The organism is Nocardia brasiliensis IFM 10847 (assembly GCF_000710915.1).
Lineage (GTDB): Bacteria > Actinomycetota > Actinomycetes > Mycobacteriales > Mycobacteriaceae > Nocardia > Nocardia brasiliensis_A.
Window position 1 is genome coordinate 29039 of record NZ_BAUA01000072.1, and the last position, 13568, is coordinate 42606.

Genomic DNA, 13568 nt, shown 5'->3' on the forward strand with positions numbered 1-13568 from the left:
GGATTCGTGTTCGAAACCGTTCGCGGCGTCATCGCGCGCAGCAAGGGAACCCCGGTGGAACTCGTGGACGTGGTGATCCCCGACCCGGGCGCCCACGATGTCGTGGTGCGCGTGCAGGCGTGCGGAGTCTGCCACACCGACCTGCACTACCGCGAGGGCGGCATCAACGACGAGTTCCCGTTCCTGCTCGGACACGAGGCCGCGGGCATCGTGGAAACCGTCGGCGACGCGGTAACCCATGTGGCGGCAGGCGATTTCGTCGTGTTGAACTGGCGGGCCGTCTGCGGTGAGTGCCGGGCCTGCCGCCGTGGCCGCCCGTGGTACTGCTTCGCCAGCAGCAATGCGAGCCGGAAGATGACCCTCACCGACGGCACCGAGCTCTCCCCCGCCCTCGGCATCGGCGCGTTCGCCGACAAGACCCTCGTGCACGAACGACAGTGCACCAGAGTTGATCCCGGTACCGATCCGGCCATCGCCGGATTGCTCGGGTGCGGTGTGATGGCCGGCATCGGCGCGGCGATGAACACGGGCGCGGTCTCGCGCGGGGACAGCGTGGCCGTGATCGGGTGCGGCGGTGTCGGCGACGCGGCCATCGCGGGCGCGCACTTGGCCGGCGCGAAAACCATCATCGCGATCGACCGTGATCCCCGAAAGCTGGCCTGGGCGGCGGAATTCGGTGCCACCCATCGCATCGATGCCAGTACCGAGGAGGTGGTCGAGCGGATCCGGGAGCTCACCGACGGCTTCGGCGCCGATGTCGTGATCGACGCGGTCGGCCGCCCCGAAACCTGGCAGCAGGCGTTCTACGGACGCGACCTCGCGGGCACCGTGGTGCTGGTGGGCGTCCCGACCCCCGACATGACCCTCGACCTCCCGCTGATCGACCTTTTCTCCCGCGGCGGTGCGCTGAAATCGTCGTGGTACGGCGATTGCCTGCCCGAACGCGACTTTCCGATGCTCGTCGACCTGTACCGGCAGGGCCGCCTGCCGCTGGACCGTTTCGTCACCGAACGCATTTCCCTCGACGAGGTCGAGAAGTCCTTCGACGCCATGCACCGCGGTGACGTGCTCCGCTCCGTAGTCGTCTGGTAGATGGGACGCGCTGATTCAGGTGCGACCGTCCGCTCGGCTCGCGCAGTGAACGAGCACGTCGAACGATGCGGGTGACCAGCGAGCCGGTCGTCCGCGGTATCGACAGCCTGCAGCTGCCGCATCTGATCGGCGCCGACCGAGCGGCTCAGGACTCTTCGGTGAATCGGTACCAGTGCCCTTCGAACGGCTCGTACCCGATCCCCGGGGATTGCGGCGCGCCGAGGTGCGGCGGCGCGGTTTCCGGGAAGTAGGCGAAACCGCGTTGCGAATTCGTTTCTCCCCCTTGGGTGTAGAAGAGGCAGCCACCGTCGCGGCGGGTGACGAAAGTGATCGTGTAGACGCCGAGGCGGGTGCGGTGACCGGGGTTGTTGCAGTCGACCGCCTGGTCCTGCAGGATGCCGCGGGACAGCTTCCACCCCGTGTCCTCGGGGACGTTGTACCAGACGAGCGCACCGAAGACGGCCAGCACGACCAGCGCGATGAGGCTGTAGAAGAAGGACCGGTAGCGGACCAGGCCGAACAGGCCGAAGAGCAGCGCGATCGCGCCGAGCACGCCGATCGCCAACCACAACACGACTTTGGTGGGGAAGGTTCCTTCGGCGGCCAGCTGCCAGAACAGGGCTAGGCAGCACAGCAGGATCAGGGCGGTCAAGAGCCCCATCCAGAGTACGAACCAACCTGGTGTGCGGCGCGCGGTCGTGGCGGTGCTCACGGTGATCAAGATACGGGTGTGGCCCGCCGCGGACAGCGGAATCCCCCAACCCCGGGGCGATCTCGGGGCAAGCCCGCGAAAACCAAACGCCCCGGTCCACAGACCAGGGCGTTCGCGACTGCCGCGAAATCAGAGCGGCGGGAATCCGGACGAGCCGGTGGCCATCCAGTTCCAGAACATCGCCGCACGATTTGCGAGCAACGCGACAACGTCGAGAACAACGCTTCCCATAAAACTTCCTCACATCCGACAATCTCCAGTGCAGCGCCCAGGGTATCGGATCGGCGTGGCAGCGACCGGGGCGTGAAGTGCCGAGCCCCGGCCGCTGACCGTTCAGATCGCCGAGGTGCCGCCGTCGACGGCCAGCTCCATGCCGTTGACATAGGACGAATCATCGGAGGCGAGGAACAACGCGACCGTGGCGATCTCCTCGGGCCTGCCCATCTTGCCCCGCGGGATCAACGCCTCGAACTGTGCCTTGGTCTGCGCGTCGAACAACTGCTCCTGGATCGGGGTGGCGACCTGACCGGGGCTCAGCACATTGACCCGGATCCGCCGCTCCCGCAGCTCGTACAGCCACACGCGGGCGAGTGCGTGCAACGCGGCCTTGCTCGCGGCGTAGACACTGTAGTCCGGCCAGCCCTTCACCGAGGCGATCGACCCGGTCATGAAGATCGACCCACCGTCGTTGAACAGCGGCAGCGCCTTCTGCACCGTGAACAGGGTGCCGCGCGTGTTCAGGCCGAAAGTATTGTCGAATTGCGCCTCGGTGATCTCGCCGAGCTTGGCCGGCTCCGCCGTCCCGGCGCTCGCGAACAGCACATCGATGCTGCCCCGCTCCCGTTCGACCGTCTCGAACAACCGGTCCAAGTCGGCCAGGTCGGCAGCATCACCCTGCACAGCGGTCACGTTGCGTCCGATGAACTCGACGGCCTCGTCCAGAGCTTCTTTCCGCCGACCGGTGATGTAGACGTAGGCACCCTCGTCGACGAACAGTTTGGCGCTGGCCAATGCCATCCCGCTCGAGCCGCCTGTGACCACCGCAACCTTGCCATTCAGCTTTCCCACGATCACTCCGATTTATGTAAACCATTTGGTGTACATAAGCTAGCAGCACACCGGGCTGCCGACAAGCTAAGTACACCGCCCGTTACCCGAACGGGTATCGTGACAGCATGACCGAGTTGGAAAAAGGACCGCAGGGCTTACGCCGCGGCAGAGGCGCGTCCGAGCGCCTGCTCGGTGCATCCCGGCAGCTGTTCCGCGAGCAGGGCATCAACAACACCGGCATGAACCAACTCTGCGCGGTGGCCGAGGTGTCGAAACGCACTGCCTACCAACACTTTCCCAGCAAAGACGAGCTCGTCGCCGAATACCTGCGCCGACACGATCCCGACACCATGCCCGAGGTGTTCGACCGCACCGATCTCACCCCGCGCGAACGGCTGCTTGCCGCTTTCGACAAACCACCGTCGATACCGGCGGACGAGGTGACACCGCTGTGCCCCTTCATCGGAGCCGCCGTCGAGATCACCGACCCCGAGCACCCGGCCCGCCGCCGCGTTCACGACTACAAGGTGTCCGTCGCGGCCCGCTTCGCCGAAACCGCCCGCCTCGCCGGCGCCGCCGACCCCGAACAACTCGGCGAACAGCTCGCGCTCCTCCTCGACGGCGCTTCCGCCCGCACTCGCACGCTCGGCGTCGAAACCCTCCCGACCGCGGCCGCCATCGCCGCCGTCCTCATCGACCGCGCCCTCCCCGTAGAACCAGCAGGACCAGAAAGGTCGCAATGAACGTCACCGATATGGTTGCCGAACTACTGGACAAGTATCGAGGCGGCGTCGCCCCCTTGACTTCGATGGGCGATCCCGTGCTGCGCCGCCCCGCCGACCCGGTGACCGGCCAGATCGACACCACTGTGCTGAAAGAGCTGAGCGAACTCATGCTCGCGACCATGCATGCCACCCGCGGCGTCGGACTGGCCGCGCCGCAGATCGGAATCCCGTTGCGGATAGCCGTGATCGGCGACACGGCCGAGGTTCCGGAAGAGGTCGCGACGGCGAGAAAACGAATCCCGGTGCCCGACTTCACGATCGTCAACCCGGCCTACACCGCGACAGGCGATCCGGTCGGCTTCTACGAGGGCTGCCTCAGCATGCCCGGCTACCAAGCCGTCGTACCCCGGCCGGAAACCGTGCAGGCCGAATACGACGATCTCGACGGCGTCCGTCACGCCCAGCAGATCACCGGCTGGCCCGCCCGCATCTTCCAGCACGAAACCGACCATCTCGACGGCACGATCTATATCGACAAGGCGCTCACCCGCTCGCTGGCCGCCAACGAAACGTACTTGTCACGCTGGGCCCAGCCGATACCCGTCGAAGCTGCTGGAGCACTTGACTTTTCACTGCCGCAAGATAGGTGAGGCCGCAGTCGAACGCTCCGGCCGCGCACTATCTTTGTCACCGAAACGCTCACGAAGGAGAGCGGGGTGTTCCGGTTCCAATCCAGGGCGCAAAGATTTGGATCCGCCGGTTCGGCCGCGACAGGTTTCCTCACCGTGCAGTCCGACGAACCTCGGGGTTCGACGTGTGGTTCGTATACATGACACGGTCCCACCACGACGCCAATGGGCTCGGATCCGGCCAGTCCACCCGCTCTTGACCAAGGTCGGTCGCATTTTTCGTAGTCGAGTCGAGCATAGGGTCCTCCTGGGTACGGCTGCTGTCCGTGGCAGCGTTCATGCCGTCGTGCCCCCTACGATCGCCGGTTACGACGGCACATCACAGGGGCCGAAGGTCCACGGTCCGACTCCCGGATGTCACCTGCGCGCGACGCGAATGATCCGCTCCCCCGGCTTGCGACCGGCGCCTGGTCCGCGCGACCGAACGGTCCAGTCGAACTGCCGCGTAGCCCAGGGCCGACACCGCGCCGACGATGGCGAGATCGACACCGCTCAGCGGTTCGGTGCCGAGCAGCCCGCGCAGCGGTGGCAGATACAGCCCGGCCAGTTGCAATGCGAAGGCGCCCGCGACGGCGGCCGGCAGCAGCGGGTTGGCCAGGGTCCACGGGCGGGTACGGGAACCGAGTGCCACGCCCAATTGGGTTGCGCCCAAAGCGAAGAACGCCATGCTCTGCCAAGGACGGTCGGTGTGGTACGCCCACACCGCGACCCCAAGGGTCACTGTCGTGAGGAGCACACCGATGCGCAGCACACGCTGCCATAGACCCGCGCCGAGAATGCTCTGGGTCGGTTGTCGCGGCGGACGCGACATGACGTCCGGGTCGGCCGGCTCGCCACCGAGCGCCACCCCCGGCAGACCATGGGTCAACAGGTTGATCCACAGGATCTGCGCCGGCAACAACGGCAAGGCGAGCCCGAGAAACGGCCCCGCGAGCATCACCGAGATCTCGGCGACACCCCCGGAGAGCCCGTATACGAGGAAGCGTCGGATGTTCGCGTAGACCCGGCGCCCTTCTTCCACGGCGGCGACCACGGTATCCAGGTCGTCGTCGGCGAGCACCAGGTCTGCCGCCTGCCGCGCGACCTCGGTGCCGCGCCCGCCCATCGCCACTCCGATGTCCGCGCGGCGCAGGGCAGGGCCGTCGTTGACGCCGTCCCCGTTCATCGCCACGACCTGCCCGTCCTCGCGCAATGCCTGAATGATGTCGAGCTTCTGACCAGGGGTCGCCCGCGCGAACACGGTGCCGGTCGTCAGATCGCGCGTTGTCAGATCACGACAATCGACCACCGGCTCGGCGGCGGAAATGATGTCCAGTTCGGTGGCGATCGCGTGTGCGGTACCCGGGTGGTCACCGGTGATCAGAACCGGGCGGATGCCCGCCCCGCGGCACGCGGCCACGGTTCCGGCGGCGGCGGTGCGCGGCGGATCGTAGATCGCGATCAGGCCGAGTAGGTGCAATCCATGTTCGGGATCTAGACCGGGTCGCGGCTCGGACGAATTATCGCCCTGTGCCACCGCGAGCACGCGAAAGCCCCGCCGCGCGAATTGGTCGGCTTCCCGCAGCGCTTGCCGCAACACCTCTGGTTCTTCTTGCACCACAGCAGGTTCCAGCACCGACTCCGGCGCACCCTTGCAGATCACCCGGTAGCGACCGCCGGGCAGCCGGTGCACGGTGCTCATTCGTTTACGTTCGCTGTCGAACGGCCGTTCGGCATATCGCGGGGTCTGCTGCTCCAGTTCGTCGCGATGAAGTCCTGCTTTTGCCGCTGCGGACAGCAATGCGATCTCGGTGGGATCACCGTGCGCGGCCCACTCGCCGTCCTCGTCCACGAACAACCTGGCGTCGTTGCACAAGACCCCGGCCGCCAGCAGGTCGTGCACGGCAGGCACCTGCGCGTTGCCCAAAACTGTTTCGCCCACCCGTACTTCACCGTTGGGCGCGTACTCGGCGCCGGTCACGGTAGCCCGCGCCACCGGAGTCCAGAGTTCGTGCACGACCATCCGTCCCTCGGTGAGCGTGCCGGTCTTGTCGGTCGCCAGGACCGTCACCGAACCCAAGGTTTCCACCGCGGGAAGCCTGCGGATCAACGCATGCCGCTCGGCCATCCGCCGCGCGCCGATGGCGAGGCTCAAAGTGACTACGGCGGGCAGCGACTCGGGTACAGCGGCCACAGCCAAACTGATCGCCGTCACCACCATCAGTTCCACCGGCTGTCCGCGGATCAGTCCCAGCACGAGTACGACAGCACACAACACCACTGTCACACCGGCCAGTAACCGCCCGACGTCCACGAGGCGCCGTTGTAACGGCGTCGGTTCGAGGGGCCGCTTCATCAGGTGGGCGATCCGGCCGGTCGCGCTCGCCCCGCCCACTGCAGTGACCTTCGCGCGGCCACGGCCCTTCACGACGACCGTTCCCGCGGACAGCGCAGAATTTCCGGCTACATCTTTATCCACCGGAACCGACTCCCCGGTCAGTGCCGACTCGTCCACGAGCAACGCGGCCGCTTCGACCAGCACCGCGTCGGCAGGGACGATATCGCCCTCGCTCAGCACCAGCAGGTCGTCGACGACCACATCCGCAGCGTCGACCTGCCTTTGGGCACCGTCACGAACCACCCGCGCCACCGGCGCGGTGAGCCGTGACAACGCCGAGATCGCCCGATCGGCCCTGATCTCCTGACCGACCCCGACTGCGGTGTTGACCACGACGACCACGAGGATCACCGCCATGTCCGTCCAGTCGGCGGTCACCGCAGTCAATCCGGCCGCGAGCAGCAGGACCACGATCAACGGATCCCGGATCTGACCGAATATTCTCTGCCACAGTCGGATCGGAGCGGGCTGCGGCAATACGTTCGCGCCGTCGCGCGCCAACCTCTCGGCGGCTTCGCCAGAGGAAAGGCCAGCTGTCGCGGGTGGCGTTGTCCGTGCACCGATTGTCACGCATCGAGCAGATCAGAATCGGCAGGCCCGCCAGTAGAGCCACAGGGCCCTCTGCCGAGAGCACTTCGTTCGCCGTCGCAAGTAGTGACCGATGGACCTCTCCTGGGAGCCGGATTGCTCTACAGCTCAACGCCGTACGCATCGACAGTGGATACACGCGATTCCACCCCCTATCGAGGAGCCACCATGGAATGGCCCACTGCCGCCGTCATCATCGCCGTCGTCATCGCGCTGATGGTCATCGTTTCGACCTATCAGTCCACCCGGAAGCGTTAGAGCCGGATCACCGAAACCTGAAGGACGAAGCGCAATGACCGCACAGCACAACGAAATTACGCACGAGTCCGTCACCGCGGCCGTGGTCGTCGGCGCCGACGGCTCCCCGGCGTCACAGACGGCCGTCCGCTGGGCGGCCGATATCGCGGCGCAACGGGGACGCGCTCTGCATATCGAGCACGGCCTCGACCTGGTCGCGGTTCGCGCGGTCCTCGGCAACTACGAAGTCATGTCACCCGCGGTCACCGACACGATGCGGGCCCACGCCGAGCAGGTGCTCGCTGCCGCCGGTGAGCTCGCGCACTCGGCACACCCCGATCTCACCATCGCGACCGAGCTGTCCGAAGCGAAGCCCGCCGAACTGCTGATCGCCCGTTCGAAGACGGCGCACATGGTGGTGCTCGGCAGCACTCCCGGCGTCGGCACCTTCACCCACCTCGGTTCGACGCTGCTCGCGGTGACCGCGCACGGGCACGGCGCCATCGTCGTGGTGCGCGGTACCGAGCCGGTGGCGCGGACATCCGGTCCGGTCGTCGTCGGCGTCGACGGCAGCGTCGTGGGCGAGGCCGCGATCGGCGCGGCCTTCGCGGAGGCCTCGCTGCGCGGCGCCGAGCTCGTCGCGGTGCACGCGTGGAGCGACCTGTCCGCCGGTGAATTCGCGGGTGTTTCGTACCTCGATATTCCCATCCCCGAACTGGATGTCGCCGAGAATGCCTTGCTCGCCGAACGACTCGCCGGTTGGCAGGAGAAGTTCCCGGACGTGACGGTCACGCGAAAGGTGTATCCCGCCGGGCCGCGTAAGCATCTCGGCGAGTGGTCCGAATCCGCCCAGCTGATCGTGGTCGGCAGCCGAGGCCGCGGCGGGTTCCGCGGACTGCTGCTCGGTTCGACCAGCAATTGGCTTGTGCAGCATGCCGATTGCCCCGTCATGGTCGTGCACCCCGAATAGGTCTGTTCGACAACCCATCCCACGAGTTACCAAGGAAGTCACCATGTCCACCGAGCATCACAGACCGATCACGGTCGGGGTCGACGGCTCCGAGCCATCGATGGTGGCCGTCCAATGGGCGGCCGCCGAAGCGGCCCGGCTACATGCTCCGTTGGAGCTGCTCAACAGCACCGGCCTACCCCTCGACTACCCACCCACCATCGAGTACCTGCCCAACGAGGCCGAACGATATCGCCACGAAGGCACCCAAATCCTAGCCAAGGCAACAAAACTCGCGACCGACCTGTGGCCGCCGGACCGCACGCCCGAGATCACCGCCCGCGTCGTCGACGGCCCGCCGATCCCGACCCTGATCGCCCGTTCCAAGGAATCCAGGATGGTCGTGGTCGGCACCAGCGGGATGGGTGCGCTCGGGCGCGGACTGCTCGGCTCGGTGAGCACCTCGATCGCCAGGCACGCGCACTGCCCCGTCGCCGTCATCCCGCCGACCGCCCCCGACGCGCCGGACCGAAGCGCGCAGCCGGTGGTCGTCGGTGTCGACGGCTCGCCGAGCAGCGTGCGCGCGGTGGCGATCGCCTTCGAAGAGGCGTCCAACCGGGGTGTCGGTCTGGTCGCGGTGCACACCTGGTCCGAATTCTTCCGCTACAACTCCCGGGTCGAAATGCAGCAGGAAGACGAGGAACTGCTCGCCGAATGCCTCGCCGGATACGCCGATCAGTACCCGGACGTGCCGGTGCGTCGTGTCGTCGTCGAGGAGCGTCCCGCGCATCGTCTCCTCGCCGAAGCCGCGCACGCCCAGTTGATCGTCCTCGGCAGCCACGGCCGGGGTGGGTTTGCCGGCATGACCCTCGGCTCGGTCAGCCAAGCCGTGCTGCACGCCGTCCACATTCCGATCATCATCGCCCGAACGAAATAGGTGAATCACAATGAAAGCTACAGATGTCTTGGCAGCGGCGACCGATTCGATGAAAGCCGGCCGCGTATTCGCTGAGCCGGTGGAACGCGACGGCACGACCGTGATCACGGCCGCAGCAGTGTCCGGAGGCAGCGGCGCAGGCGAAGGGTCCGACAACGAAGGGCAGCAGGGTTCCGGCGGCGGATTCGGTCTCGGAGCAAAGCCGGTGGGGGCCTTCGTGATCAAAGACGGTCAGGTGAGCTGGCAACCGGCGATCGATATCAACCGTCTGATCTTCGCCGTCGGAGTCGTCGCAGTCACTGCTCTGATCGTCGGTGCCCGCATCGCACGGGCCTATGGGCAATAGCGCTCCCGGGTATTCGGAGCATCAAGGCTCGGGCGGTCCAGCGTGCTGGTCCGCCCGAAAAGCCGCGATGGCGGTCGGCAGCGTCGGGTAGAGACGATGCGCACCGATCGCGTCGGTCAGCCCGGACGCATCCAGATCGTCGCGCAGGTCCTGTTTGACCCGCGCCATCGCGAACACGATGCCCTGCGCGGCCAGATCGGCCCGCAACTGTTCGACCGCGTCGAGTGCGGTCAGATCGACTTCGACGTTGGCTTCGGCGTTGAGGACGAACCAGCGCACCGGCGCGCCGCTTTGCCGCTTCCACGTCTGCACGGCGGCAAGTGCCCGCCGGTGGAAGTCCTCCGCGTTCGCGAAGCAGAGCGGGGCGTCGTATCGGTAGATGACAAGCCCGGTAAGCGGTTTCGCCGCCGGATAGTCGTCGATGTCGTGCATGCCCGCGAGTCCGGGCACGAATCCGAGAATGGCGTCGTGGCCGCGGGCGATGCGCCGAAGCAGATCGAAGATCGACAGTGCGATCGCCACGAGCACGCCGTAGAGCACACCCAACGCCAGCACTGCGGCGACCGTGCCGAGCGCCAGCAACAGTTCGCTGCGCCGGAATCGAGCGATCCGCCGGAACTCCGCCACATCGATCAGCCGTAGTGCCGCGTAGATCACCAACGCACCGAGTGCCGCGGTGGGAAAGGCGGCGAGTACACCACGTGCGCCGAACAACACCACGAGGATGCCACCGAGCGCGACAACGGAATACAGCTGTGTCCGCGCCCCCATGACATCGGCGATCGTGGTTCTGCTGCCACTGCAGCTCACTGGAAATCCGTGCGTCAGTCCGGCCGCCACATTGGTCGCACCCAGCGCGGCGAGCTCGGTGTTGGCATCCACGTGCGTACCGTGACGGGCGGCGAAAGCTCTTGCAGTGAGCGCATTGTCGGAAAATCCGACGACTGCGATCCCCACCGCGGGCAGGAGCAGCGACGCCACATCGGCGAAGGCGACCCCCGACAGACCCGGCACCGGGATGCCGGAGGGAACCGTTCCCACGACTCGTATCCCGAAGCGCTGCAAGGAAAATGCGGCCACAACACCGGCTGATAGCAATACGGCAAGCAGCGGACCGGGTATCCGGGGTGTGCGCCAGGCCAGCAGCAACAGTCCACTGAGCACACCTACCGCGAGCACGCTGGTCTGCCAATGCCACTGGTCGACGTGACCTGCGAACGAGCGCAGTTGCGCGAACAGCGACTCACCCTCGACCGATACCCCCGTGACCCGCCCGAGCTGGCCCGCGATCATCATGCCCGCCGTGCCCGCGAGATAGCCCACCAGCACCGGCTTGGACAACAGGTCGGCCAGCACCCCGAGGCGGGCCGCCGAAGCCGCCAGGCACAGCCCGCCGACCAGCAGAGCGAGTACCGCGGCCAGCGCGGCGTATCGGTCCGGGTCCCCCAACGCGAGCGGTGCCAGCGCCACCGCCGTCAGCAGAGCGGTCGTCGACTCCGGGCCTACCGACAGCTGCCGCGAGGTAGCCAGCAACGTGTACACGGCCAGCGGACCGATCGCCGACCAGAGACCGACCACCGGCGGCAATCCCGCCACCGTCGCGTAGGCCATCACCTGCGGGATCAGGTACGCGGCCACCGTGACGCCGGCGACCACGTCGGACCGCAGCCACGCCCGTTGGTAACCCTCGAATTGCCGGAGCCCCGGCAGCAATCGTCTCAGCACTGTTCCAGCATTGTGCACGGCGCGCGGCGACCGGACGACGAAAGCCACCGAACACGACTTCCGGCCCGGTGACCGGGGCCATCGGGCCCTGCCGCGCGACGATCGAGCGGCGAAGAGTGAGTGAATGGTACTCACTACTTACATACGCAGAGCCGGAACGTTGCAGACCGCAGTGTGCCTGGTGTCCGGTGTCGTCGCGATCTGGGCCTTCGCCGGAGCGCTCGGCCTGATCACCGGGGTCATCGGTCTCGGCGCCGACCTCGATCAACGGCTCCCCTTTCACAGCCCGGTCTTCGGCGGCATCATGCTGGCCGTCGTCGTCGGCCTGCCGATGACCGTCGCCGGAGTGCTCGCGGCTAGAGACGACCGGCGGACGCCGATCTTCGCGATGCTGGCCGGCCTCGCCCTGGTCGGCTGGATCGCGGTGCAGCTCGCGGTAATTCGCGAATTCAGCGTGCTCCAACCGATCTGTGTGCTCTTCGGCCTGATCGTTCTCGGTCTCGGCGCAGTCCAGTTCGAGACCGGCCGCCGCCGCCACGAACCCGAAATTTCCTGAGGAGAACGCAATGCGATCACGCGTTGTCTATGAATCCATGTTCGGCAATACCGCCGCCATCGCCGAAGCCATCGCCGAGGGGTTGGGCAAGTTCGGCACCGTCGAGGTGATCAATGTATCCGCCGCCGCGAACGTGCCCGCGCCGACGGTCGACCTGCTCGTCGTGGGTGCACCGACGCACGCCTTCGGCCTGAGTCGGCGAAAGACCCGGCTCGACGCCGCGACACACACCGAGGCACCCGTCGTGGTGGAGATCGGAATCCGCGAGTGGCTCGATGCGGCACTCGGCGTTCCGGAGGGACGTCGCGCGGCGGCGTTCGGTACCAAGGTGGCCAAGCCGCCGTGGTTGCCGGGCTCCGCCGCCCACGCGACGGGAAAACGGTTGCGCCGCATCGGCTACGAGCTCGCCGACGAACCCGTGGACTTCTTCGTCGACGGCATGACGGGTCCGCTGCGTGCGGGTGAACCGGACCGCGCCCGCGCGTGGGCAGAGCGCCTCGCCCACACCGAACACGACCGCCTCGCGCACCACACCTGAACTGGATCACGGCCTTTGGGCCTCTCAGGTCAGGACCAACGACAGACGCGCCGGACCCCTCCGCGTTCCTAACGTACAGGTACCGCGACACCGCACCCGAAGGGCAGACCAATGGCCACCCAGCTCACCGATGATCCGCACCGAATCGCCACGGCCCCAGTGGTAGTCGGCGTCGACGGCTCACCCGCCGCCGACCATGCCGTCCGCTGGGCCGCCGCAACCGCCGCGGCACGGGGCCGTCGCTTGCGGCTCGTGAACGGACTCGATATCGCCGCCAAGCGGGGCGTGCTGGGCAGCTATGACCTGATGATTCCCGCGGTGATCGATTCGATCCGCCGTCAGGGGGCCGACCGGGTGAGTGCCGCTCGGGCGCTGGCCCTGCGCGTCGAGCCGACGTTGGTGGTGGAAACTGAAGTCTCCCCGGGGAATCCGGCAGAGTTGCTGATCGATCGATCCGCTTCGGCGCATTTCGTCGCGATCGGCGCATCCGGCGAAGGCGCCACAGTCCGTCATCTCGGGTCCACCCTGCTGGCGGTCGCAAGCCATGGACACGGGTCCATCGTGGTCGTCCGCGGCGCAGAGCGGTCCGTGCGCGCCGAGCCCGTGGTGGTCGGTGTCGACGGCAGCTCAGCGAGCGAGATCGCGGTCGGCGCCGCTTTCGCCGAAGCGCGGGACCGCAACGCGCGCCTGGTCGCGGTGCACGCGTGGAGCGATCTGCACTTCGACAGATTCGCCGGGTTCTCCGGCGCCATCACCGATCCCACCGTAGCGGCTCAGGCGCACGCTCTGCTCGCCGCGCAGCTGTCCGGGTGGCAGGACAAATACCCCGAGGTCGTGGTCACCAGCGAGATGTATCTGTCCGGACCTCGGCATTATCTGCTCGAGTGGTCCAAAGCGGCCCAGCTCGTCGTCGTCGGTAGCCGTGGCCGTGGCGGATTCCGCGGTCTGCTGCTCGGCTCCACCAGCAACGCGTTGGTCCAGCGCGCGCACTGCCCGGTGCAGGTCGTCCACGCGAGCCTGACCCACTCCCCCAACCCCTGCCTCGAA

Annotated in this window: 12 protein-coding genes and 1 pseudogene; 9 read left to right on the plus strand and 4 right to left on the minus strand. The window is 67.1% G+C overall.

The genetic code is table 11. The annotated features are described in order from the left end of the window. Positions 1–6: 6 nt before the first annotated feature. On the plus strand, positions 7–1092 hold the full coding sequence (locus NBRGI_RS15070) for an S-(hydroxymethyl)mycothiol dehydrogenase (RefSeq protein ID WP_029896702.1): 1086 nt from the start codon (positions 7–9) through the stop codon (positions 1090–1092). A gap of 145 nt (positions 1093–1237) precedes the next feature. On the opposite strand, the gene NBRGI_RS15075 is transcribed toward NBRGI_RS15070, so the two are convergent. After that, positions 1238–1804, minus strand: coding sequence for a hypothetical protein (locus tag NBRGI_RS15075; RefSeq protein ID WP_148310823.1), 567 nt, complete (start codon positions 1802–1804; stop codon positions 1238–1240). A gap of 333 nt (positions 1805–2137) precedes the next feature. After that, the gene (locus tag NBRGI_RS15080; protein ID WP_029896707.1) at positions 2138–2872 is read right to left on the minus strand and encodes an SDR family NAD(P)-dependent oxidoreductase; all 735 of its coding nucleotides are present in this window, start codon (positions 2870–2872) and stop codon (positions 2138–2140) included. A gap of 107 nt (positions 2873–2979) precedes the next feature. On the opposite strand from NBRGI_RS15080, the gene NBRGI_RS15085 reads away from it, so the two are divergent. Together NBRGI_RS15085 and NBRGI_RS15090 are read left to right on the plus strand one after the other, a co-directional pair. After that, positions 2980–3597, plus strand: coding sequence for a TetR/AcrR family transcriptional regulator (locus NBRGI_RS15085; protein ID WP_029896709.1), 618 nt, complete (start codon positions 2980–2982; stop codon positions 3595–3597). Beyond that, on the plus strand, positions 3594–4229 hold the full coding sequence (locus NBRGI_RS15090; protein WP_029896711.1) for a peptide deformylase: 636 nt from the start codon (positions 3594–3596) through the stop codon (positions 4227–4229). The genes NBRGI_RS15085 and NBRGI_RS15090 overlap by 4 nt, the downstream gene beginning before the upstream one ends. Before the next feature lie 358 nt (positions 4230–4587). On the opposite strand, the gene NBRGI_RS15095 is transcribed toward NBRGI_RS15090, so the two are convergent. Next, a complete protein-coding gene (locus tag NBRGI_RS15095) occupies positions 4588–7122 on the minus strand; it encodes a cation-translocating P-type ATPase (protein WP_235210960.1) in 2535 nt (844 codons plus the stop codon). A 403-nt stretch (positions 7123–7525) separates the two neighbouring features. On the opposite strand from NBRGI_RS15095, the gene NBRGI_RS15105 reads away from it, so the two are divergent. The 3 genes from NBRGI_RS15105 to NBRGI_RS15115 are packed head-to-tail and all read left to right on the plus strand — an operon-like array spanning position 7526 to position 9702. Further along, the gene (locus NBRGI_RS15105) at positions 7526–8440 is read left to right on the plus strand and encodes a universal stress protein (RefSeq protein ID WP_029896714.1); all 915 of its coding nucleotides are present in this window, start codon (positions 7526–7528) and stop codon (positions 8438–8440) included. A 43-nt stretch (positions 8441–8483) separates the two neighbouring features. Next, entirely contained in the window at positions 8484–9356 is an 873-nt protein-coding gene (locus tag NBRGI_RS15110; RefSeq protein ID WP_029896716.1) for a universal stress protein, read from the plus strand. A 28-nt stretch (positions 9357–9384) separates the two neighbouring features. Further along, the gene (locus tag NBRGI_RS15115; protein WP_370627762.1) at positions 9385–9702 is read left to right on the plus strand and encodes a spore germination protein GerW family protein; all 318 of its coding nucleotides are present in this window, start codon (positions 9385–9387) and stop codon (positions 9700–9702) included. A gap of 21 nt (positions 9703–9723) precedes the next feature. On the opposite strand, the gene NBRGI_RS15120 is transcribed toward NBRGI_RS15115, so the two are convergent. Then, the gene (locus NBRGI_RS15120) at positions 9724–11427 is read right to left on the minus strand and encodes a SulP family inorganic anion transporter (RefSeq protein ID WP_029896720.1); all 1704 of its coding nucleotides are present in this window, start codon (positions 11425–11427) and stop codon (positions 9724–9726) included. A 124-nt stretch (positions 11428–11551) separates the two neighbouring features. Between NBRGI_RS15120 and NBRGI_RS15125 the strand changes: the two genes are divergently transcribed. The 3 genes and pseudogenes from NBRGI_RS15125 to NBRGI_RS46405 form a co-directional block, all read left to right on the plus strand. Continuing rightward, positions 11552–11983 (plus strand): hypothetical protein, encoded by a 432-nt coding sequence (locus tag NBRGI_RS15125; RefSeq protein ID WP_148310824.1) that lies wholly within the window; start codon positions 11552–11554, stop codon positions 11981–11983. 10 nt (positions 11984–11993) lie between these two features. After that, on the plus strand, positions 11994–12521 hold the full coding sequence (locus tag NBRGI_RS15130; RefSeq protein WP_029896723.1) for a flavodoxin domain-containing protein: 528 nt from the start codon (positions 11994–11996) through the stop codon (positions 12519–12521). Between the two features lie 111 nt (positions 12522–12632). Then, positions 12633–13472 (plus strand): annotated as a pseudogene (locus tag NBRGI_RS46405) (universal stress protein); the annotation flags it as partial. Positions 13473–13568: the final 96 nt, after the last annotated feature.